Below are 19,377 nucleotides of genomic sequence, written 5' to 3' on the forward strand. Positions count from 1 at the left end.
CCCGCTTTCGCGGAGGACGACAGTCGTGTGCTGTTTGCGCGTAACGAACTATTTCTCCGTCAGCCGCACACCCAGCCGTCCCGCCAGCTCCTGCGTGAACTGCCAGGCGACGCGCCCCGAGCGTGAGCCGCGTGTCGTCGACCATTCCAGTGCTTCGCGCTCCAGTTCCTCATCGGCAAGCTTGATGCCGTAATGGCCGCAATAGCCGCGGACCATCGCCAGATATTCGTCCTGGCTGCAGCGGTGGAAGCCGAGCCACAGACCAAAGCGGTCCGACAGCGAGACCTTTTCCTCGACCGCTTCACCGGGATTGATCGCGGTCGAGCGTTCGTTCTCGATCATCTCGCGCGCCAGAAGATGCCGCCGGTTCGAGGTGGCGTAGAGGATTACATTGTCCGGGCGTCCCTCGATGCCGCCTTCCAGCACCGCCTTGAGCGATTTGTAGGAGGCGTCGTTGCCGTCGAAGGAGAGGTCGTCGCAGAACACGATGAAACGGAACGAAGAGCTGCGCACCCGGTCCATCAGGCCCGGCAGGCTCTCGATATCCTCGCGATGGATCTCGATCAGCTTGAGTTTTTCGGCCGGCTTGCGCTTGAGGTTGATGTCGGCATGCGCGGCCTTGACCAGCGACGACTTGCCCATGCCGCGCGCGCCCCACAGCAGCGCGTTGTTGGCCGGCAGGCCGTCGGCAAACCGCTCGGTATTCTCGATCAGGATGTCGCGCATCCGGTCGATCCCCTTGAGCAACCCGAGGTCGACCCGGCTGACGCGCGGCACCGGCGCCAGCCGCCCGTCCGGGTGCCAGACGAAGGCGTCCGCAGCCCCGAACGACTCAGGCCCCGAGGTCGCCGGGGAGGCCGCGGAAAGGTGGTTCGCGATGGCCTCCAGCGCGTCCGCGATGCGCTCGGCGGTGGCGTCTTTGGAGGGGGCTGCCGGACGTTTTGTCGCGGTTTTCGCAGTCCTCCGCGGGGCTGCTTTGGAGGTGGCGCGAGCCGCTGTTTTCTTGGGCTTTTTCGACATTTTCCCTGTTCCTGACCGCGCAGCCATAACGGGCCTTGGAAGCTCCCGCAAGCGGCCTAAATGAGGGGGCTGGCAGCGTTGCAATTGGGACGGCCGCCGCTATAGTCCGCGCGAATTTGCCCGGACCGGCCAGACGCTTGCGTCGCCGGTCGTTTCCCGTCTCACGAGGATTGTTCGAATGCTGATTACCCCTGCGTACGCCCAGGCTGCAGCCGGTGGCGATGCCAACAGCATGTTGATGTCGCTGCTGCCGTTCGCGCTGATCTTCGTCATCATGTACTTCCTGATTCTGCGTCCGCAGCAGAAGAAGATAAAGGACCATGCCGAACTGGTGAAAAACATCCGGCGCGGCGACACCGTCGTGACCTCCGGCGGCCTGGTCGGCAAGGTGACCAAGGTTGTCGATGACGACCAGATCGAGTTCGAGATTTCCGACGGCGTTCGCGTGCGCCAGATGCGGCAGATGATCTCCGGCGTTCGCGCCAAGGGGGAGCCGGCCAAGGAAAAGGCCGAAACCGCCAAGGACGAGACGTCCGCGAGCTGATTTGCGCTCTGCATACTCCTGATCTGACGGGTCAACTCGATGTTGTATTTCACGCGGTGGAAGGCGCTGGCGATCATTCTGACCGCGCTGGTGGTGTGCCTGTGCGCCGTTCCGAATTTCTTCCCCGAGGCCAAGGTAAAGACCTGGCCGAAATGGGCGCAGCGCCACATCGTGCTCGGCCTCGACTTGCAGGGCGGCTCGTCGCTGCTGCTGGAAGTCGACTCCAATTACGTCAAGAAGGAAAAGCTCGACCAGGTGCGCGACGACGTCCGCCGTGTGCTGCGTGAGGCCAAGATCCAGTATACCGGCCTCAGTGCCCGTGCCGATGTCGTCGAAGTGCGCATCACCAAAGACACCGATGCGCAGACCGCGCTGACCAAACTGCGCGAACTGTCGCAACCACTTGGCGGCCTATTAGGGTCGAGCGGCCAGCGTGGCCTTGAGGTTACTGACGGTGGCGGTGGGGTGATCCGGCTGACAGTGCCTCCGGCCGCGGTCACGGAGCGCATCCGCCAGTCGGTCGAACAATCGATCCAGATCGTCGAGCGCCGCGTCAACGAACTTGGAACGGTGGAACCCTTGATCCAGCGTCAGGGCATCGACCGCATCCTGGTGCAGGTGCCGGGCCTGCAAGATCCGACCCGACTGAAGGACATTCTTGGCAAGACCGCCAAGATGGAATTCCGGATGGTCGATCTGACGGTGCCGCCGGACCAGGCGCAACGGGGGAGCGTACCGCCGGACTCGGAGTTGCTGCCCAGCGCCGACCCGCAGTATCCGCAGCCCTATGTGATCAAGAAGCAGGTGCTCGTCTCGGGCGGTGACCTGATCGACGCCCAGCCGGGCTTCGACCAGCGCACCAACCAGCCGATCGTTTCATTCAAGTTCAACAGCTCCGGATCACGGAAGTTCGCGGCGGCGACAACAGAACACGTCAAGGAGCCGTTCGCGATCGTGCTGGACGGCAAGGTGATCTCGGCGCCGGTCATCCAGGAACCGATCACTGGCGGCTCCGGACAGATATCCGGCAACTTTACGGTGCAGGCCGCCAACGACCTGGCGATTCTGCTCCGCGCCGGCGCGCTGCCTGCGCCGCTGACCATCATCGAGGAACGCACCGTCGGTCCGGGCCTCGGTCAGGATTCGATCGAGAAGGGCGAGCTTGCGGCCTATGTCGGGTCGATCCTGGTCATCGTGTTCATGCTGGTGACGTACCGGCTGTTTGGCGTGTTCGCCAATATCGCAGTCGCCATCAACGTCGCCATGATCTTCGGCATCCTGTCGCTGCTGAACGCCACGCTGACGTTGCCGGGCATCGCCGGCATCGTGCTCACGGTCGGTATCGCTGTCGACTCCAACGTGCTGATCTACGAGCGCATCCGCGAAGAGTTGCGCGGCGGCCGAACCGCGATTTCGGCGATCGACGCCGGCTTCAGGCGCGCGCTGTCGACCATTCTCGACTCCAACATCACGACCTTCATCGCCGCCGCGGTGCTGTTCTATATCGGCACCGGGCCGGTGCGCGGCTTCGCCGTGACACTCGGCATCGGCATCATCACCACCGTGTTCACCGCGTTTACCCTGACCAGCCTGATCGTCGCCGGCTGGGTACGATGGAAGCGGCCGAAGACCGTGCCAATCTGAAGCATGATCCCGAAAAGTGGACACCGGTTTTCGGAACAGATCATGCTTCCAAACGAAAATAGAGCGACGAACATGATCCAGCTACGCTGGATCATGTTCGCGCGGAGAATGCGGAGCCAGCTTTGACACAATACGTCCTCATCGGGCTGGGCATTCTGATTGCCGTGCTTACCGTGGTCGCCATATTCGATCTGCTGCCGCCGCTGCGGATCGTCCCCGACGATACGCATTTCGATTTCACGCGCTTTCGCCGTATCAGCTTTCCGATCTCGGCGGCGCTTTCGATCGTGGCGATCATCCTGTTCTTCACCCACGGCCTGAATTTCGGCATCGACTTCAAGGGCGGAACGTTGCTGGAGGTGCAGTCCAAGTCGGGCTCCGCCGACATCGCCACGATGCGTGCGACCTTGAGCAATCTCGGCCTCGGCGAGGTGCAGCTTCAGCAGTTTGGTGGTCCGGCCGACGTCCTGATCCGGGTTGCCGAGCAGCCCGGCGGCGACAAGGCGCAGCAGGATGCGGTGACGAAAGTCCGCACCGCCCTCGGCGACAGCGTGGAGTATCGCCGCGTCGAAGTGGTCGGACCTCGCGTTTCCGGCGAATTGCTGGCTTACGGCATGCTCGGCCTGATGCTCGCGATCTTCGCGATCCTGATCTATCTCTGGTTCCGGTTCGAATGGCAGTTCGCGCTCGGCGCCATGATCGCCAACGTCCACGACATCGTGCTGACGATCGGCTTCATGTCGCTCACCCAGGTCGATTTCGACCTCACCAGTATCGCGGCGCTCTTGACGATTCTCGGCTACTCCCTGAACGACACGGTCGTGATCTATGACCGGATCCGGGAAATGCTGCGGCGTTACAAGAAGATGCCGATGCCGCAACTGCTCAATGAATCCATCAATTCGACGCTGTCGCGCTCGATCATCACCCACGTCACGGTGACGCTGGCCTTGCTGGCGCTGCTGTTGTTCGGCGGGCACGCGATCCACAGCTTCACGGCGGTCATGATGTTCGGCGTCGTGCTGGTCGGCACCTACACCTCGATCTTCATCGCGGCGCCGATCCTGATCTATCTCGGCGTCGGCGAGCACCGCGACGCGCCGGAGAAGCCTGCAAAGAAGTAGGCCGGCATGATCCCGAAAAGTGGGAGCCGGTTTTCGGACGTGATCATGCCTAATCAAAACACTGGTTCCTCGGACGTACCGCATTTTCCGAGGTCGGCGCCGATCGAGGCCTACGGCAAGGGCGGTTTTGCGTTCGCCGACATGTCGCATCGCGGCTCGCTTTTGTGCCTGCCGGACGGCATCTGGGCCTGGGATGTTACAAAGCCCAGCGAAATCGATGAGTACTCGCTGGCGCGCGTCTTCAAATCGGCCAATGCGATCGACACCCTGGTCGTCGGCACCGGCACCGACGTCTGGATTCCGCCCAAACATTTGCGCGAGGCGTTGCGTGCTGTGCGGGTGGTGCTGGACTCGATGCAGACCGGGCCGGCGATCCGCACCTACAACATCATGATGGGTGAGCGCCGGCGCGTTGCCGCCGCGCTGATCGCGGTGCCATGAGCGCAAGCGAGGCACCTAAGGATTCCGCCGGCTTCTGCGCCGACCTGGTGCGCACCCATGATTTCGTCCGCTACGCGTCGACGTTGTTCATGCCGGCGGCCCAGCGCCGCGCGCTGCTCGCGATCTACGCTTTTAACGCGGAGATTTCACGGGTGCGCGAGCAGGTCAGCCAGCCGCTGCCCGGCGAGATGCGGCTGCAATGGTGGACCGACATGCTGGCCGGCGCGGGCCATGGCGGCATCGAAGGCAACCCGGTCGCGGCCGAACTGCTGCAGGTGATCCGCGACAACCGCCTGCCGGTCGACCCGCTGTCCCGCCTGATCGACGAACACCAGTTCGATCTCTACAACGACCCGATGCCGTCGATGGCAGCACTCGAAGGCTACATCAACGACACCTCGTCGGCGCTGTTTTCGCTGGCCGGGCGTATCGCGGCGCGGCCTTCGGAAGCGGTCGATCACCTCGCGCGCCACGCCGGTTTCGCCCAGGGCCTGGTGCAGGTGATCGAGAAGTTGCCGTGGGATGCGGCGCGGCGCCAGCTGTTCCTGCCGCTGCAATTGCTGCAGCAACACGGCAGTGGCGTGGAAGAGGTGTTTACTGGCAAACAGACGCCGCAGGCGCGTGCGGCGATCGACCAGCTGATCGGCGAGGCGCGGGAGCATCTGGAAACCGCCTTCGAACTGCTCGCCGGCGTGCCGACGGAGGTGAGGCCGGTATTCCTGCCGCTGGCGCTGGTCCGCCGCGACCTGAAGCGGATGTCGCGGGCCGATTCCGATCCGTTCGTGCCTAAGACCACGTCGCGATTGCGGACGCTGTGGACGCTGTGGCGCGCGTCGCGCTCGCCGGAGTTCGGCGGCTAGGAATTTGCTCGCGTAGATGCGCCCGACGGCGAGTCCATATCGGCCGCTTCAAAATTGAACCGGTCCCGCAAATTCTTGCGGCTCTCCAGAATGTCCTTCAGGAAAGCGCGGTCGGTGTCGTTCTTCATCATCGGCTCGATTAGGTCCAGCTGGTTCATCGCGACAAGCTGCAGGATCTCGGTGCGAGGCTTGCCGGCGCTGTCGCGCGGCAGCGCGTGCACGACCTGGATATGCTCCGGCGGTTTGACGCCCTTGGCGGACGAAAGCTCGCTGCGCAGCTGCTTTTCGAGCGAGACTTGATCGGCCTCGACGAACGCATAGAGCCCGACGCCGGTGCGGCGGTCAGCAAAGGCGACGATAGCCGTGTCGCGCACGTCGGGGTTCTTCCGGATCATCTCGATCAGCACGGGCGCGTCATTGACCAGGCGACGGCCGCCGCCCTCCCGATCGGTGAAATTGAACAGGCCGCGGGTGATGGCCTGATAGACCTTCTTGCCGGTCATCAGCCAGACGCTGGCGACGACGGATTTGCGCGCCAGGATCTTGCGTTCCATCGGCGTCAGCGCTGCAGGCGCGTAGCTGCGCTTGTGTTTCAAGAGGTGCCGCAGATCCTCGTAGGCCGCGATGCGAAACAGCCGGCTGCGGCTCTTGAAGCAGGCGGCCAGCTGGAAATCGGTGAGATAGGCCTGCCCGTCGCTGCCGCGCAGCCAGTTCTGCTCCTTGGCGAGATCGTTATGGCAGATGCCGGCGCGATGCAGCTTTCGAAGCGCCAGCTTGGCCGAGCGGAAATAGCCGAGGTCGCCGTGGGGCTTGGCCATCTGCAGCGCGACGCCATCGATGAAGCCGCGCACCAGTGCCTGCCGGCCGGCCCACAGCAGCTTCGGGCCGACATTCAGGTCGCGCGCCAGCGCCAGCGCGCGGCGCTCGCGGGCGAACAAATGTCGGGCGAGGAGATAAGACCATACCGGCACCTGATCGAGCCGGCGCAACACCGCATCGACCTCGCCGGCGTCGCTTTTGAAGCGCCCGCGCTCGACGGTCGAAAACACGTCGCGCTTCAGCAGCACGCCTTCGGTCCATCGCGCCGACAGAATCGCGGCGTCATCCTTTGGCAAAGCCATGATCCTACGCCGCCGCTGCGACGCGCAGGTGATCGGCGATCCAGCGGTCGAGATCGGCCAGCGCCCGCGCGCTCATCGCCTGCTTCTTGGCGACCGTCTTCTCGTTGCCGCGCAGCCGTGTGCCGTCCGGCTTCTTGGTCGGCGGACTGGCAAGCGGCGGGAACAGGCCGAAATTGATGTTCATCGGCTGGAACGAACGCGGACCTGCGTCGACCGTCTCGATGTGACCGCCGGTGATGTGGCCAAGCAGGGATCCCAGCGCTGTCGTTGCCGGCGGCGGCGCCAGCGACTGCGCGCGCGCATCCGCCGCGGCATAGAGCCCGGCGATCAGGCCGATGCTGGCGGATTCCACATAGCCTTCGCAGCCGGTCATCTGGCCTGCGAAACGCAGCCGCGGCTGCGCGCGCAGCCGCAATTGGCCGTCCAGAAGTTTTGGCGAGTTCAGGAAGGTGTTGCGATGCAGCCCGCCGAGGCGGGCGAATTCGGCCCCCTCGAGCCCGGGAATGGTGCGGAAAACGCGCTGCTGCGCGCCGTGCTTCAGCTTGGTCTGGAAGCCGACGATGTTGTAGAGCGTGCCGAGCTTGTTGTCCTGGCGCAGCTGCACGATGGCGTAGGCCTTCACCGTCGGGTTATGCGGATTGGTGAGGCCGACCGGCTTCATCGGCCCGTGGCGCAGCGTCTCGTGGCCGCGTTCGGCCATCACTTCGACCGGCAGGCAGCCGTCGAAATAGGGGGTGTTGGTCTCCCAGTCCTTGAAGTCGACCTTCTCGCCGGCCAACAGATCAGCGACGAACGCGTCGTACTGCTCCTTGGTCATCGGGCAGTTGATGTAATCGGCGCCGGTGCCGCCGGGCCCGACCTTGTCGTAGCGCGACTGGAACCAGGCCATCGACATGTCGATGGAATCCTTGTGCACGATCGGCGCGATGGCGTCGAAGAACGCCAGCGCGTTCTCGTCGGTGAGCTCGCGAATCGCGTCCGCCAGCGGCGCCGAGGTGAGGGGGCCGGTCGCGACGATCACATTGCCCCAGTCGGCCGGCGGCAGTCCGGCGATTTCCGTGCGGTCGATCTCGATCAGGGGATGATCGTGCAGGGCACGGGTGACGGCGGCCGAAAATCCGTCGCGATCAACCGCCAGCGCGCCGCCGGCGGGCACCTGGTTGGCGTCCGCTGATCGCATGATCAGCGAGCCCAGCCGCCGCATTTCGGCGTGCAGCAGGCCCACCGCATTGTTGGCGGCATCGTCGGAGCGGAATGAATTGGAGCAGACGAGCTCGGCAAGCCCTTCGGTCTGGTGGGCCTCGGTCATTCGCACCGGGCGCATCTCGTGCAGGACCACGGGGATGCCGGCATTGGCGATCTGCCATGCGGCTTCCGAGCCGGCGAGGCCACCGCCGATCACATGGACGGTGTTAGTTGGATTCTTGGCTGCGGTCATGCGCGCAGGGTTAGCGCGTTTTCTCGCCAAGTGCACCTGCGGCAATGGCGTTTTCAAAACAGGAATCCAGACTCAGATACGACAACGCCCGCAGCGAGGCGGGCGTTATCCGTTCGTCAGGCGGCTGACAAAGGATCAGCCGTTGTAGGTCCCGGCTGCAACGCGCGGAATGTCCGAACGATCAAGGCCAATATCGGCCAGTTCGCGATCGCTAAGCTGGGACAGTTCGCTGACATTGCGCTGATAGTCCCGGAACGCCTGGATCATGCGGATGAGCGAGAGTAACATGGTAGTCTCCTTGAAATTACGATTCAGCTCTTGGAGGGAAGCCTCATCGTTGAAATGAATATAGCTGGTATTTTGCAGTGCAGAAGTTCCGATGTTGCGGTGCAGCTAATCCAAAAGCGCATGGCTAAGGTAAGATCCGATTAACCTTTCGGCAGGGCTGCCTCATCAAGTGGCCGAAGGGGTGTCTGGCCAGTCAATTGATACGAATTATCCTGTAAGATCGCGGCGTTGACGCAATCACGACACAACCATCACTGCTTGGTTCCGTGGTCTGAAATCGCCGCAAACGGACTTGAAACTCGTCGAACCCGTCTCTCTGCGTAAGGAATTTCTGCATGCGTGATTCGCATGCACTCCGCAGTATAGAAATGAATTAAAAATCACTATATTGCCTGCGGACCGCACCACGCGTACCGCGACGGCCCAAGGCAGGGTCGCTGCCGGTGTCGTGCTTCGGCTGGCGAACTTTGCGCCGATCGCGGGTGACGACAGCTCTCCTGGCGCTAGACGAAGACGGTGCGAACAACCGATCGCGATGTGAATGCGACACCGCGCCAAGATGCGTTGGTCATCGTCACCGGGTGTTGCACGCACCGTGGCGAGAACGAACGCTCACTGCAGCGCTGGATCGATCAACGCGCATGCTGCGCCGCGTCGTTACGCGGCTGTAATGAATTACGCAGCCGTAATGAAAAAGCGTCGTTTCGCATAAGCGCCTTGCATGCTGCGCTCAGCACCTCGCGCGAACGTTATTCCGAAATTTTCTGCAACCGGAAAACAATCATCGCGCAGATTCCGGCAATGACGCTGGTGCTGTCAAAAACAGAAAACGGAAAACAACATGCTCAATAAATTAATCGCAGCAGCCGCAATGGCTGCCATTGCCTACGCCATCGCTCCCGCAAACGCCGCCAAGGTGAACGCCGGCTGCAGCGGTCCCAACCTCGAAAAGACCGAGACCGCCATCGAAGCGATGGCGGACGGCGAGGGCAAGATTGTCGCGCAGAAGGAAATCGCCCTGGCTCAGGACGCCATGCTGAGCGGCAAGATGGGCGTCTGCGGCGCGCATCTGAGCAAGGCGATGCACATAGGTACGGCGAAGTAGACGTATCCGGCGGAGGGCCTGTTGCCTCGGTGCCTGGCCCTCCGATTTCCCGATCCTTCAGGGCGCGCGCGCAAGCTGCGTCGCGAAATAGCCGATGGTCTTGGAATAGACCTCGCTCTTATTCCACTGCTGGATCACGGCAAAATTCGCGCTGCCGGGCTCCCAGTCCTTGCCGCGCTGCCAGCCATAGCTCTTGAGGTAGTTCGCCGTCGAGGCCAGCACATCGGGCGCACTGCGCAGCAGATCACGGCGGCCATTGCCGTCGAAATCGACCGCATACTTGATGTAGGACGACGGCATGAACTGGGTCTGGCCGATTTCACCGGCCCAGGCGCCGCGCATATCCTGTGGTGAGATATCGCCGCGCTCGACGATGCGGAGCGCGTCCATCAACTCGGCCTTGAACAAGTCGGTGCGACGGCAATCATAGGCCAGCGTCGCCAGCGAGCGCAGCGTCGGGAATTTTCCGATGTTGACGCCGTAATCGGTCTCCAGGCCCCAGATTGCCACCAGCACTTCGCCGGGCACGCCATAGGCCTGTTCGATGCGCCCGAGCACCGATCCATATTGCTTGAGCATGTTGGCGCCGCGCGCGAGCCGGGGCGGGACCATGCGGCCGGAAAATTCCTCAAAGCTCTGGCTGAAAACCTTCTGCGAATGGTCCCGCGTAATGACGGCCTTGTCGAGCGCCACACCGGTCAGTCCGGTTTGAATGGCCGCCGGCGAAATTCCTTTCGCCGCGGCTTCCTTCTTGAAGTCTTCGAGCCAGCCCTCAAACGTGCCGGTGCCACAGGATGCTGCAATCGATGGGCTTGCCGAAGTCAGGAGGAGTGCAGCCAGCGCCAAAGTCCGAACAGAAACGCGAGAGGTCATAGTGTCGTTCGCTCCAAAGTCGATTCATGATCGACATTAGTCTCGAAACCACACCGAATGTTCGGAGCAACAGCGGCCAAAACAAGGCCGCCATTTCGCCGGCGCTGACACAAACGTGTCATCGGCACAGGCGCTCAATTCATAGGCAATTCTGAACCCGAAGGCCGAGGCCGTGGGGCGGCCTAGGTTGGTCTTGCGCGATGCTTGCATGAATGGACGCCAAACCGCCGGTCGACAACCGACCGGCGGTTTAAGGCCTATGCGCCTTCCTTGCGCCGCCAGGGAAACAGATTGGCCGGGAAGTCCGCCGCGGGCTTGCGCTCGCGCGGCGCGCGGGGCGGAAGCGGCTGAGGATTGAGTTCCGGTTCAATGGTTTCCCGGTAGAGATGCCAGGTGGCGTGGCCAAGCAGTGGAATGACGACGGCAAGGCCAAGGAAGAACGGCAGCGTTCCTGCAACCAGCAGCACCGCCACGATCAAACCCCAGACCGCCATCGGCACGGGATTTCGTGCGACCGCGCGCAGGGACGTCACCATCGCGTCGCCGGCGCCGGCGTGACGATCGAGCATCAACGGGAACGATACGACGCTGATGCAGAGCGCAACGATGGCGAACAGGAAGCCGACGCCACAGCCGACCACGATCAGCCACCAGCCTTGCGGCGTCGTCAGCACGCGCGTCGCGAAATCCCGCATGCCGGTCGCGCCTTCATAACCGAACGCCGCGATGTAGATCGCCTGCGCGGTGGCTACCCAGGTCACAAACAATGCCAGCAGGAGGACGCCGAGCCCGAGCATGGCGCCGAACGAGGGCGAGCGCAGCACCTGGAGCGCATCCCACGCAGACGCCTGTGCGCCAGTCTCACGACGGCGGCTCATCTCATACAGGCCCAGTGCAGCGAAGGGGCCGAGCAGGGCGAAGCCTGCGGCCAGCGGAAACAACAGCGGCAACACCGAGTAACCGAGCACCGTGCGCGCCAGCACCAATCCGAGCACGGGATAGATCACGCACAGGACAATGGCGTGACTTGGAACGGCCTTGAAATCCTCCCAGCCGAGCTGCAAGGCCCGGTGCAAATCGGAAAGGCCGATGGTTCGGATCACTGGCGCTTTCGCGGTTTCCTGTCCGCTCTGCGTCAGAGATGTGACATTGCCTTGATATGAGGTGCCTTGAATTGGAGTCGCCATGGTCGTCTCCCTTTGGCGGCCGCATTTTGCGCTCGCTGGAGGGCGCAAACGTGCCGTTTCCAAACATGATCACGATCAGGCCAGACGCGAAGACAGGGAAGAATAACAGGCCATGCCGCGAACTGAGCCAGCAGCGTACCCCCAAACCGGGACAATAGCACTCACGCTTCGGTGAATGTTTCATTGGCAAGCCACAATTCGCTGGCTAAACTACAAGGCGAGCCCGGCCTGGTGCTGCCGGTCAAACAGTGCCGCTAGCGACATACCTATTCAATTCCACTGGGAGCCAACGATGAGCATTTTCGGAAAAATCATGGGCGCGATTTTCGGTACGAAGGCAGACGCGGCGCCAGCTTCCGGCGGAGCGGCTGCAGGCGGAGCTGCCGCCGGCGGATCCGCAGCACCGGCGGCAACGATCGATGTTGCTCCGATCCTGGACAAGGCCGTGGCTGACAAGGGCGAGAAGCTGGCGTGGCGCACCTCGATCGTCGATCTGATGAAGGCGCTCGACATCGATTCGAGCTTCACGGCGCGCAAGGAACTCGCCAAGGAACTCGGCTATACCGGCGACAGCAATGATTCGGCGAGCATGAACATCTGGCTGCACAAGCAGGTGATGACCAAGTTAGCCGCAAATGGCGGCAAGCTGCCGCCGGAAATTCACTGACGCTTTCGTTCTGATCAACAGGCAAAAGGCCCGCGGTGACGCGGGCCTTCTTTCTTTTGGGATGCGCGCGAGAACGATCGTTCAGGGATACGGCCGGCGCCCGGTGTAGCGCGGGGCGGAGTTAGCAAGGTCGGCGCGGCTGATGCCGATGTCGCGGAGCATACGCTCGTCAAGCCGGCTGATGCTTGTGAGTTCGGAGCGGTAGCGGGCGTATCGCCTGATGGCGGCAATCAGAGAGATCAACATGGTCTTTTCCTATCGGGATGTGAGAGGCACCTTTGCGGTGCTGATGGCCGTTGGTCGCAAGCTGCGGCGACGCGGTTCACTGCAATGCAGCAAAGCGCAGGTGCCATGCAATTTGTGCGAAAACGCTGTAAAGACGGCGTTTGAACAGGAAACGCGGACCCAAGAAACGCGAACCAAGGAGACCATCATGAACAGCCTCGACCGCAGGACCATTCTAACGACGGGAGCGCTCGCATTGGCGGGGGCGGCGGCAAGCGTTCCCGCCGCTGCGCAGGCCGGCCCGAAGTCGATGTTTCCGGTACCGGCGACGACCATTCCGATCGTCGGCGAGACCGACGTGTACCAGGTCCGCCGCATCTACTGCATCGGGCGCAACTACGCCGCGCATGCGCGCGAAATGGGGTCCGACCCGACCCGCGAACCGCCGTTTTTTTTCCAGAAGCCGACGGATGCAATCCAGAACGTCGCGGTCGGCAGTGTCGCCGATCATCCCTATCCCTCGCTGACCAAGAACTATCACTACGAGGTCGAACTGGTGGCGGCGCTCAAGTCGGGCGGCACCAACATCCCGGCGGAGAAGGCGCTCGATCACGTCTATGGCTATGCGCTCGGGCTCGACATGACCCGGCGCGATCTGCAGCGCGCGTTGGGCGACGAGAAGAAGCCCTGGGAGATCGGCAAGAGCTTTGACCATTCTGCGGTGCTCGGCCCGATCCACCCCGCCGCCAAGACCGGCCATTTCACCAAGGGCGCAATCTCGCTGGCGCTGAACGGCACCGTCAAGCAGAACTCCAACCTGCAGAACATGATCTGGAGTGTCGCCGAGCAGATCGCCAAATTGTCTGATGCCTTCGAGCTGAAGGCTGGCGACATCATCTATTCCGGCACGCCGGAAAATGTCGGTCCAGTCGTGAAGGGTGATGTGCTGCTGTGCAAGCTCGAAGGGCTGCCGGATATGTCGATCAAGATTGTGTAGATGTTGTCGTCCCGGCGAAGGCCGGGACCCATACGCCGCAGCTTCTCGATTTTGATAGGTTGTGGTTGATACCTTTCGCGATAAGGCCGGCCGGTGGTTATGGGTCCTGGCGTTCGCCGGGACGACAAGGGATTACCCCGTCAAATCGGCGAACTGCGGATTCTTGTGCAGATAGTCGACAACAAAACCGCAGCCGGCGATCACCTTGTGGCCGTCGGCGCGGATCAATTCCAGCGCACCCTTGACCAGTTCGGAGGCAATGCCGCGGCCGCGCAGCGCCCTCGGCGTTTCGGTATGGGTGATGATAACAGCCGACGGGGTCAGCCGATAATTCGCAAACGCTACCGCACCCTCAACATCGAGTTCGAAGCGGTTTTGGGCTTTGTTGTCGCGGACGGCCATCGAGGGGTTCCCATGCGGTTCACCTCAATCATCTAGGCATGTGAACCCTGTGATGCAAACGAGCGACCAACGGGAAAATCGCTTGCCGGGGTGACAACATGCGAATTTTGACCTGCCTGACCGTTTCGCTGCTGGGCGCATCCCTGACGTTCGCGCAACCGCCTGCCGCATCCGCCGAAGGCGACCGGAACTGGCAGGCCTGCACCGGCACGACGACCGCGCCGAATGAGAGGGTGACGGCCTGCAGCGTCGTGATCGATGGCAAGACCGAGACCGGCAAGAGGCTCGCCGGCGCCTATTGCAACCGCGGCCATGGCTTTACCGAGAAGCGTGAGCTCGACGCCGCCATGGCCGATCTCAATGAGGCGATCAAGCTCGATCCGGACTATGCCTGTGCCTATTCCAATCGCGGACGGGTCTATGCCTTCAAGCGCGATCTCGATCACGCCATGGCAGACTATGACGCGGCGCTCCGCATCGATCCGACCTTCGCCTTGGCCTACAACAACCGCGGCGACGCCTGGTTCGGCAAAGGCGACCTCGATCGCGCGCTGACCGACTTCGACGCCGCCATCAAACACAACCCGTCGCTCGCCATCGCCTATGGCAATCGCGGCTATCTCCATCATCGCAAGCGCGACACGGCCCGTGCGATCGCCGACTACAGCATGCAGATCAAGCTGAAGCCGGACGTGCTGGCCTATATCAACCGCGGCAATGTCTACCGCGATACCGAGCAACTGGAGCGTGCCGCCGCCGATTACGGCGCGGCGGCGAAAATCGCACCGACCGATGCGCGGGGCTGGCGCAACCGCGGCATGATCCGGCTGTACCAGGGCGATACCAAGCGCGGCATTGCCGATTACGACAAGGCGTTGCAATACGATCCGGCCGACGCCTATTCCTGGAACAACCGCGGCCAGGCCAAGATGCGGCTGGGCGACAAGGCCGGCGCGGTCGTGGATTTCCGCAAAGCCCTGGAGATCGATCCCAGCCTGCGCACCGCCCGTGACGGCCTGCAGCTACTTGGCGCAGCGCAATAAGTCCGTTGAGGTCTTGCAACCGGGAAGGGTGTGCCTAAGTCTTTTGCAAGACATACGCCCCGATGCGGCCGGATGTGGTTCGAGATCGGAAATGTCAGGTATGGCCGGCCGCTGACGTATGCCTCTTTTCAATGGGAGGTTTACATGTCGGACTTTCGTTTCTTCAGAACGCATCGATCGTGGGAGGACTGGTTCGGCATGCTGCTTGGCGTGCTGATCGTGGTGTCGCCCTGGTTTCCCCTGCAGCCGGCCAACGAGGTCATGACCGCCGATCGCAGCACCATGATCCTCAACACGTTCGTGGTCGGCATGCTGGTATTCGGCCTCGCCCAGCTGGAATATGTCGCATTGCAGCGCTGGGAGGAGGTGGCGGAGATCGTCCTCGGACTCTGGCTGATCGCTTCACCGTGGATTTTCGGCTATTCCGGCGACGCGTTTCTACCGGCCTGGCACGCGATACTCGGCGCAGTCGTGGCTCTGCTCGGCGCGCTTCAGCTGTGGCAGGATTGGCGCCTGAGCGACCAGGAACTCGCCAACCATCCGCAGTAAATCCTGCCACGGACCTGCCGGTCTGCGAGCGGCAGGTCCGCTGGTCTTTCGGGAGGTGGGGCGGCCAATACCCGCCGGATCGGCCACGGCCCCGGTTCAGGAAATCGGGAGGTCAGCGCACGCCGGTCCCCTTGCAGCGCTGGCATTTCACGACGTTGTCGCCCTTCTTCACCAGGCCCTTGCCCTCGCAATTCTTGCATTTCTGCTTCTTCTTGATGTTCGGGCCTTTTTCATTGGCCATCATGATCTCCCAGCGGCGTTTTTGGCTGAGGGCACCATGAGCCAGCCCCGCAGCCGCGTCTATAAGCACGCAGCCTGAACCAGCACCGGGACGCCTGGACGCGCTGGCAGAGGCCGGGCTTTCTGCTAACGTCCGGCTGGGACGTTCAAATCAGTGTTGAGAAGCGTGACGATGATGATTTCGCTTGGCTTGTGCAGTGCGGCGGTGCCGACATGACGGGAACCGCAACCACAGTCGCGCCGCGCGGCGGCCTGGCACGGATGTCGAACCGGGTGATGAATCTGGCGCATCTGGTGACCCAGAACGCCCGCCGCCATGGCGATCGCACCGGCTTTATCTACGGCGACCGGACCTGGACCTGGCGCGAGATCGACCGCGCCGTCTCGGCGCTGGCGGCGGCGCTTGCCGAACGCGGCCTCGCCAAGGGCGACCGGCTGCTGGTGCATTCCAAAAATTGCGACGAGATGTTCTGGTCGATGTTTGCCGCGTTCCGGCTCGGCGTGGTCTGGGTGCCGACCAATTTCCGCCTGATGCCGGACGAGGTCGCCTATCTCGCCACCGCCTCCGGCGCCAAGGGGTTTTTGTGCCACGGCGATTTCCCGGAGCATGCCGCCGCGGCCGCCAACCCGGCGCTGGAGTTCATCTGGCGGATCGGCGAGGGCGCCTTTGGCGAGAAGTCGGTGAGCGCCGCCATTGCGGCGCATGCGGGCGAGAGTTTTGCCAATGCCGCGGTCGACTACAACGACCCCTGCTGGTTCTTCTTCACCTCCGGCACGACGGGACGGTCCAAGGCGGCGGTGCTGACCCACGGCCAAATGGCCTTTGTGGTCACCAACCATCTCGCCGACCTGATGCCCGGCACCACCGAGCAGGACGCCTCGCTGGTGGTGGCGCCGTTGTCGCATGGCGCCGGCGTGCACCAGTTGGTGCAGGCCGCGCGCGGGGTGCCGACCATCCTGCTGCCGTCGGAAAAATTCGATATCAACGAGGCGTTCCGGCTGATCGAGGCGCATCGCGTCAGCAACATTTTTACGGTGCCGACCATTTTGAAAATGATGGTCGAGCATCCCGCGGTCGACCGCTACGACCATTCCTCGCTCCGCTTCATCATCTATGCGGGGGCGCCGATGTACCGCGAGGACCAGAAGGCCGCGCTGAACAAGCTGGGCAAGGTGCTGGTGCAGTATTTCGGGCTCGGCGAAGTCACCGGCAACATCACGGTCATGCCGGCCAATCTGCATGATCCCGAGGATAGCCCGCATGCGCGGATCGGCACCTGCGGCTTCGAGCGCACCGGCATGCAGGTCTCGATCCAGGGCGATGACGGGCGCGAACTTAAAGCTTTCGAGACCGGCGAGATCTGCGTGATCGGCCCCGCCGTGTTCGCCGGCTATTACGACAACCCCGATGCCAACGCGAAGGCGTTTCGCGACGGCTGGTTCCGCACCGGCGATCTCGGCCATATGGACGAGGAAGGTTTTGTCTACATCACCGGCCGCGCCTCCGACATGTACATCTCGGGCGGCTCCAACATCTATCCGCGCGAGGTCGAGGAGAAGATTTTGACTCATCCCGGGATCGGCGAGGTCGCCGTGATTGGGGTGCCCGACCCGTTCTGGGGCGAGGTGGGCGTTGCTGTCTGCGTCGCGCGCGAGGGGGCCGCAGCGGTGAGCGAAGCCGAGCTCGCCGCGTTCCTGTCGCCGAAGGTGCCGCGCTACAAGATGCCGAAGCGTTTCTTTTTCTGGGAGGCGTTGCCGAAGTCCGGCTACGGCAAGATTCCCAAGCGGCTGGTGCGCGACGAACTCGAGGCGCGCGGGCTGCTCGACCTCACCAATCAAGACGCGCCACGATGACGGCGGCGAAGGCAAACCGGCCGGCGCCCGAGGCGATGCGAAGCATCGTCCAGCCCGGTCCGCCCAATCCTGAACGCATCCAGTGGGTCGAGGCGCGCGGCCGCGCGTTCTCGTTCACGCTGCAAGCCGGCCTGCCGCTGCTGGAAGCCGTGCGTCGCGGCTTTGCCGAGGCCGGATTTGCCGGCGGCGTGCTGAGCATGCGGGGCGGGGCGCTCGGGCCGATGGCCTATGTGATGCCGGCGCTGTCCAAGACCGGCGCCAATGCCGCGTTCTACAGCGACACCTTCCGGCCCGAAGGCGTCACGCAGCTCAAATTCGCGGCGATGACTTTTGGCGAGCGCGACGGCGCGCCGTTCTTCCACTGCCATGGCCTGTGGACCGAGACCGATGGCGACCTGCATGGCGGTCATATCCTGCCCGAGGAGAGCATCGTCGCGGAGCCGTTCGCGGTGGAAGCGTTCGGGATCGATGGCGCTGTCTTTACCGCCGAGGTGGATAGCGAGACCAATTTCAAATTGTTCGGGCCGGTGCCGCGCGAGGCAACCGATGCCGACACCACGAGTCGGGCCTTTGCGCTGCGGTTGCGGCCGAACCAGGATTTTGCGTGCGCGCTGGAATCCTTCTGCCGGCAGCACGGAATCTTTCACGCCCGGATTCATGGCGGGGTCGGCAGCACGATTGGCGCGCAGTTCACCGATGGCCGATGCGTCGTGCCGTTCGCGACCGAGCTAGCGATCCGTTCCGGCACCATCACGTCAACCGCCGACGGTACGCTGGAGGCCGCGCTCGATATCGCGCTGGTGGATTATCTCGGCGGTATCGCCGAAGGCCGGCTGATGCGCGGCGACAATCCGGTGTTGATGACGATGGAGCTGGTGCTCGAAGTGCTCTGATCAGCGTGGGAAGGCTGGTAATCCAGCCTCCCACCTGAACGACGTTTAGTAGCAGACCAGCTGGCGCTTGGCGACGTAGCCGATGCCGGGGACGAACGCGGTGCGACGCGCGTAGTAGCAATCGCTGGCGTAGCCGGTGTCGCCGATCAGGCCGATCGACAATCCGCCACCCCACCAGCCGTGGCCGTGGTGGTGATGGTGGTGGCCACCGCCGACAACGCCGGGCTTGATGATGGTGAGGGCACTGGCCGGGGAGGCTGCGGACACGGCGAGCGCGGCGGCAGCGGCAGCGATGAGTACGAACTTCTTCATGACACTTCCTCTGTTGGCCCGGCGCGATTGTCGCGTGGGCGTTTTCACAACGGCCGCTCGCTGGATTGCTGGCGTCCTGTTTGCGGGAGGTTGGTGGCGGGAAAAGTTCCATGGGTTCACGGAGCAATCGGCATCATGTGTGAGTTGGATCACGGACGAGATCGAACGTCGTGGGTTTGTCCTGAACCTTTTTGCTGGGTGAGAGATGCAGATGGCGTGCATCTCTTGCGCGAGGTTCTGATTCACATTTCAAACAGAGACGATCATTCAGATATATGTTGTTGTCGTCCCGGCGAAGGCCGGGACCCATACTGCGTGATCTCTCAATAGTGGCTCGATAGCAGAGACCTTCCGCAAAACTACTCCCTGGGGTTATGGGTCCCGGCCTTCGCCGGGACGACGCGGGAATAGCTTCGCATTCTCGCGGCACATTGCGCCCGAGGCTTGCTCGAAATCTTCCGCCCTCAGAATTCAGAGGGCGCAGGGAATGCCGGATGCGCGCTGCACCCGCGGTCTCGTGTGCGAATAGTGCAAAGAAAGCTGCACACGA

At 62.8% G+C, this 19,377-nt stretch carries 23 protein-coding genes; 13 read left to right on the forward strand and 10 right to left on the reverse strand.

The features are described 5' to 3' along the window. Positions 1-48 precede the first annotated feature (48 nt). Positions 49-1,020, reverse strand: coding sequence for an ATP-binding protein (locus JQ597_RS34915; RefSeq protein WP_212269941.1), 972 nt, complete (start codon positions 1,018-1,020; stop codon positions 49-51). A 178-nt stretch (positions 1,021-1,198) separates the two neighbouring features. Here JQ597_RS34915 and yajC point away from each other — a divergent pair, with 178 nt between their 5' ends. The 5 genes from yajC (at position 1,199) to JQ597_RS34940 (ending at position 5,633) form a co-directional block, all read left to right on the forward strand. Further along, complete coding sequence (yajC, locus tag JQ597_RS34920) at positions 1,199-1,564, forward strand: preprotein translocase subunit YajC (RefSeq protein ID WP_211996710.1); 366 nt, start codon at positions 1,199-1,201, stop codon at positions 1,562-1,564. A 39-nt stretch (positions 1,565-1,603) separates the two neighbouring features. Then, positions 1,604-3,208 carry a protein translocase subunit SecD gene (secD, locus tag JQ597_RS34925; RefSeq protein ID WP_212269942.1) on the forward strand — a complete coding sequence of 535 codons (1,605 nt, stop codon included), beginning with the start codon at positions 1,604-1,606 and terminating at the stop codon, positions 3,206-3,208. Positions 3,209-3,330: 122 nt separating this feature from the next. Continuing rightward, complete coding sequence (secF, locus tag JQ597_RS34930) at positions 3,331-4,332, forward strand: protein translocase subunit SecF (protein ID WP_212269943.1); 1,002 nt, start codon at positions 3,331-3,333, stop codon at positions 4,330-4,332. A 45-nt stretch (positions 4,333-4,377) separates the two neighbouring features. After that, a complete protein-coding gene (locus tag JQ597_RS34935) occupies positions 4,378-4,773 on the forward strand; it encodes an Mth938-like domain-containing protein (protein WP_212269944.1) in 396 nt (131 codons plus the stop codon). Next, a complete protein-coding gene (locus tag JQ597_RS34940) occupies positions 4,770-5,633 on the forward strand; it encodes a phytoene/squalene synthase family protein (RefSeq protein ID WP_212269945.1) in 864 nt (287 codons plus the stop codon). Before JQ597_RS34935 ends, JQ597_RS34940 begins: the two co-directional genes overlap by 4 nt. On the opposite strand, the gene JQ597_RS34945 is transcribed toward JQ597_RS34940, so the two are convergent. The 3 genes from JQ597_RS34945 to JQ597_RS34955 form a co-directional block, all read right to left on the reverse strand. Then, positions 5,630-6,754 (reverse strand): serine/threonine protein kinase, encoded by a 1,125-nt coding sequence (locus tag JQ597_RS34945; protein WP_212269946.1) that lies wholly within the window; start codon positions 6,752-6,754, stop codon positions 5,630-5,632. The two genes, JQ597_RS34940 and JQ597_RS34945, sit on opposite strands and share 4 nt — an antisense overlap. Positions 6,755-6,758: 4 nt before the next feature. After that, positions 6,759-8,192, reverse strand: a complete 1,434-nt coding sequence (gene trmFO / locus JQ597_RS34950) for a methylenetetrahydrofolate--tRNA-(uracil(54)-C(5))-methyltransferase (FADH(2)-oxidizing) TrmFO (protein WP_212269947.1) — start codon at positions 8,190-8,192, stop codon at positions 6,759-6,761. 135 nt (positions 8,193-8,327) lie between these two features. Further along, positions 8,328-8,480 (reverse strand): DUF1127 domain-containing protein, encoded by a 153-nt coding sequence (locus JQ597_RS34955; protein WP_016846063.1) that lies wholly within the window; start codon positions 8,478-8,480, stop codon positions 8,328-8,330. Positions 8,481-8,996: 516 nt separating this feature from the next. Here JQ597_RS34955 and JQ597_RS34960 point away from each other — a divergent pair. Together JQ597_RS34960 and JQ597_RS34965 are read left to right on the forward strand one after the other, a co-directional pair. After that, positions 8,997-9,332, forward strand: coding sequence for a hypothetical protein (locus JQ597_RS34960; protein ID WP_212269948.1), 336 nt, complete (start codon positions 8,997-8,999; stop codon positions 9,330-9,332). Next, positions 9,322-9,585, forward strand: a complete 264-nt coding sequence (locus JQ597_RS34965; protein WP_192739849.1) for a hypothetical protein — start codon at positions 9,322-9,324, stop codon at positions 9,583-9,585. The genes JQ597_RS34960 and JQ597_RS34965 overlap by 11 nt, the downstream gene beginning before the upstream one ends. A 57-nt stretch (positions 9,586-9,642) precedes the next feature. Here the strand turns inward: JQ597_RS34965 and JQ597_RS34970 are convergent, their stop codons facing one another. Together JQ597_RS34970 and JQ597_RS34975 are read right to left on the reverse strand one after the other, a co-directional pair. After that, positions 9,643-10,458: a lytic murein transglycosylase gene (locus JQ597_RS34970; protein WP_212269949.1), complete on the reverse strand. Its 816-nt coding sequence runs from the start codon at positions 10,456-10,458 to the stop codon at positions 9,643-9,645. Between the two features lie 257 nt (positions 10,459-10,715). Then, entirely contained in the window at positions 10,716-11,645 is a 930-nt protein-coding gene (locus JQ597_RS34975; RefSeq protein ID WP_212269950.1) for a DUF2189 domain-containing protein, read from the reverse strand. A 292-nt stretch (positions 11,646-11,937) separates the two neighbouring features. Here JQ597_RS34975 and JQ597_RS34980 point away from each other — a divergent pair, with 292 nt between their 5' ends. Beyond that, a complete protein-coding gene (locus JQ597_RS34980) occupies positions 11,938-12,312 on the forward strand; it encodes a DUF3597 domain-containing protein (RefSeq protein WP_192739852.1) in 375 nt (124 codons plus the stop codon). Positions 12,313-12,393: 81 nt separating this feature from the next. Here JQ597_RS34980 and JQ597_RS34985 read toward each other — a convergent pair whose 3' ends face one another. Beyond that, the gene (locus JQ597_RS34985; protein WP_212269951.1) at positions 12,394-12,558 is read right to left on the reverse strand and encodes a DUF1127 domain-containing protein; all 165 of its coding nucleotides are present in this window, start codon (positions 12,556-12,558) and stop codon (positions 12,394-12,396) included. A 187-nt stretch (positions 12,559-12,745) separates the two neighbouring features. On the opposite strand from JQ597_RS34985, the gene JQ597_RS34990 reads away from it, so the two are divergent. Then, entirely contained in the window at positions 12,746-13,534 is a 789-nt protein-coding gene (locus JQ597_RS34990) for a fumarylacetoacetate hydrolase family protein (protein WP_212269952.1), read from the forward strand. Positions 13,535-13,666: 132 nt separating this feature from the next. Here JQ597_RS34990 and JQ597_RS34995 read toward each other — a convergent pair whose 3' ends face one another. After that, entirely contained in the window at positions 13,667-13,936 is a 270-nt protein-coding gene (locus tag JQ597_RS34995; RefSeq protein ID WP_212269953.1) for a GNAT family N-acetyltransferase, read from the reverse strand. A 98-nt stretch (positions 13,937-14,034) separates the two neighbouring features. On the opposite strand from JQ597_RS34995, the gene JQ597_RS35000 reads away from it, so the two are divergent. Next, entirely contained in the window at positions 14,035-14,979 is a 945-nt protein-coding gene (locus JQ597_RS35000; protein ID WP_212269954.1) for a tetratricopeptide repeat protein, read from the forward strand. Positions 14,980-15,123: 144 nt separating this feature from the next. Beyond that, complete coding sequence (locus tag JQ597_RS35005) at positions 15,124-15,528, forward strand: SPW repeat protein (protein ID WP_212269955.1); 405 nt, start codon at positions 15,124-15,126, stop codon at positions 15,526-15,528. A gap of 112 nt (positions 15,529-15,640) precedes the next feature. Here the strand turns inward: JQ597_RS35005 and JQ597_RS38180 are convergent, their stop codons facing one another. Further along, a complete protein-coding gene (locus tag JQ597_RS38180; protein ID WP_283813479.1) occupies positions 15,641-15,769 on the reverse strand; it encodes a hypothetical protein in 129 nt (42 codons plus the stop codon). Between the two features lie 212 nt (positions 15,770-15,981). On the opposite strand from JQ597_RS38180, the gene JQ597_RS35010 reads away from it, so the two are divergent. Further along, the gene (locus tag JQ597_RS35010; RefSeq protein WP_212269956.1) at positions 15,982-17,622 is read left to right on the forward strand and encodes an acyl-CoA synthetase; all 1,641 of its coding nucleotides are present in this window, start codon (positions 15,982-15,984) and stop codon (positions 17,620-17,622) included. A gap of 35 nt (positions 17,623-17,657) precedes the next feature. Then, on the forward strand, positions 17,658-18,515 hold the full coding sequence (locus JQ597_RS35015) for a PCC domain-containing protein (protein WP_212269960.1): 858 nt from the start codon (positions 17,658-17,660) through the stop codon (positions 18,513-18,515). A gap of 45 nt (positions 18,516-18,560) precedes the next feature. Here JQ597_RS35015 and JQ597_RS35020 read toward each other — a convergent pair whose 3' ends face one another. Then, a complete protein-coding gene (locus JQ597_RS35020; protein WP_212269957.1) occupies positions 18,561-18,827 on the reverse strand; it encodes a hypothetical protein in 267 nt (88 codons plus the stop codon). Positions 18,828-19,377: the final 550 nt, after the last annotated feature.

Source organism: Bradyrhizobium sp. AUGA SZCCT0177 (genome assembly GCF_018130125.1).
Lineage (GTDB): Bacteria > Pseudomonadota > Alphaproteobacteria > Rhizobiales > Xanthobacteraceae > Bradyrhizobium.

Coding starts and splice junctions, on each gene's coding strand:
- JQ597_RS34915 (WP_212269941.1), bottom strand. CDS start 1,020: ATGTCGAAAAAGCCCAAGAAAACAGCGGCTCGCGCCACCTCCAAAGCA.
- yajC (WP_211996710.1), top strand. CDS start 1,199: ATGCTGATTACCCCTGCGTACGCCCAGGCTGCAGCCGGTGGCGATGCC.
- secD (WP_212269942.1), top strand. CDS start 1,604: ATGTTGTATTTCACGCGGTGGAAGGCGCTGGCGATCATTCTGACCGCG.
- JQ597_RS34935 (WP_212269944.1), top strand. CDS start 4,378: ATGCCTAATCAAAACACTGGTTCCTCGGACGTACCGCATTTTCCGAGG.
- JQ597_RS34940 (WP_212269945.1), top strand. CDS start 4,770: ATGAGCGCAAGCGAGGCACCTAAGGATTCCGCCGGCTTCTGCGCCGAC.
- JQ597_RS34945 (WP_212269946.1), bottom strand. CDS start 6,754: ATGGCTTTGCCAAAGGATGACGCCGCGATTCTGTCGGCGCGATGGACC.
- trmFO (WP_212269947.1), bottom strand. CDS start 8,192: ATGACCGCAGCCAAGAATCCAACTAACACCGTCCATGTGATCGGCGGT.
- JQ597_RS34955 (WP_016846063.1), bottom strand. CDS start 8,480: ATGTTACTCTCGCTCATCCGCATGATCCAGGCGTTCCGGGACTATCAG.
- JQ597_RS34965 (WP_192739849.1), top strand. CDS start 9,322: ATGCTCAATAAATTAATCGCAGCAGCCGCAATGGCTGCCATTGCCTAC.
- JQ597_RS34970 (WP_212269949.1), bottom strand. CDS start 10,458: ATGACCTCTCGCGTTTCTGTTCGGACTTTGGCGCTGGCTGCACTCCTC.
- JQ597_RS34975 (WP_212269950.1), bottom strand. CDS start 11,645: ATGGCGACTCCAATTCAAGGCACCTCATATCAAGGCAATGTCACATCT.
- JQ597_RS34980 (WP_192739852.1), top strand. CDS start 11,938: ATGAGCATTTTCGGAAAAATCATGGGCGCGATTTTCGGTACGAAGGCA.
- JQ597_RS34985 (WP_212269951.1), bottom strand. CDS start 12,558: ATGTTGATCTCTCTGATTGCCGCCATCAGGCGATACGCCCGCTACCGC.
- JQ597_RS34990 (WP_212269952.1), top strand. CDS start 12,746: ATGAACAGCCTCGACCGCAGGACCATTCTAACGACGGGAGCGCTCGCA.
- JQ597_RS34995 (WP_212269953.1), bottom strand. CDS start 13,936: ATGGCCGTCCGCGACAACAAAGCCCAAAACCGCTTCGAACTCGATGTT.
- JQ597_RS35000 (WP_212269954.1), top strand. CDS start 14,035: ATGCGAATTTTGACCTGCCTGACCGTTTCGCTGCTGGGCGCATCCCTG.
- JQ597_RS35005 (WP_212269955.1), top strand. CDS start 15,124: ATGTCGGACTTTCGTTTCTTCAGAACGCATCGATCGTGGGAGGACTGG.
- JQ597_RS38180 (WP_283813479.1), bottom strand. CDS start 15,769: ATGGCCAATGAAAAAGGCCCGAACATCAAGAAGAAGCAGAAATGCAAG.
- JQ597_RS35010 (WP_212269956.1), top strand. CDS start 15,982: ATGACGGGAACCGCAACCACAGTCGCGCCGCGCGGCGGCCTGGCACGG.
- JQ597_RS35015 (WP_212269960.1), top strand. CDS start 17,658: ATGCGAAGCATCGTCCAGCCCGGTCCGCCCAATCCTGAACGCATCCAG.
- JQ597_RS35020 (WP_212269957.1), bottom strand. CDS start 18,827: ATGAAGAAGTTCGTACTCATCGCTGCCGCTGCCGCCGCGCTCGCCGTG.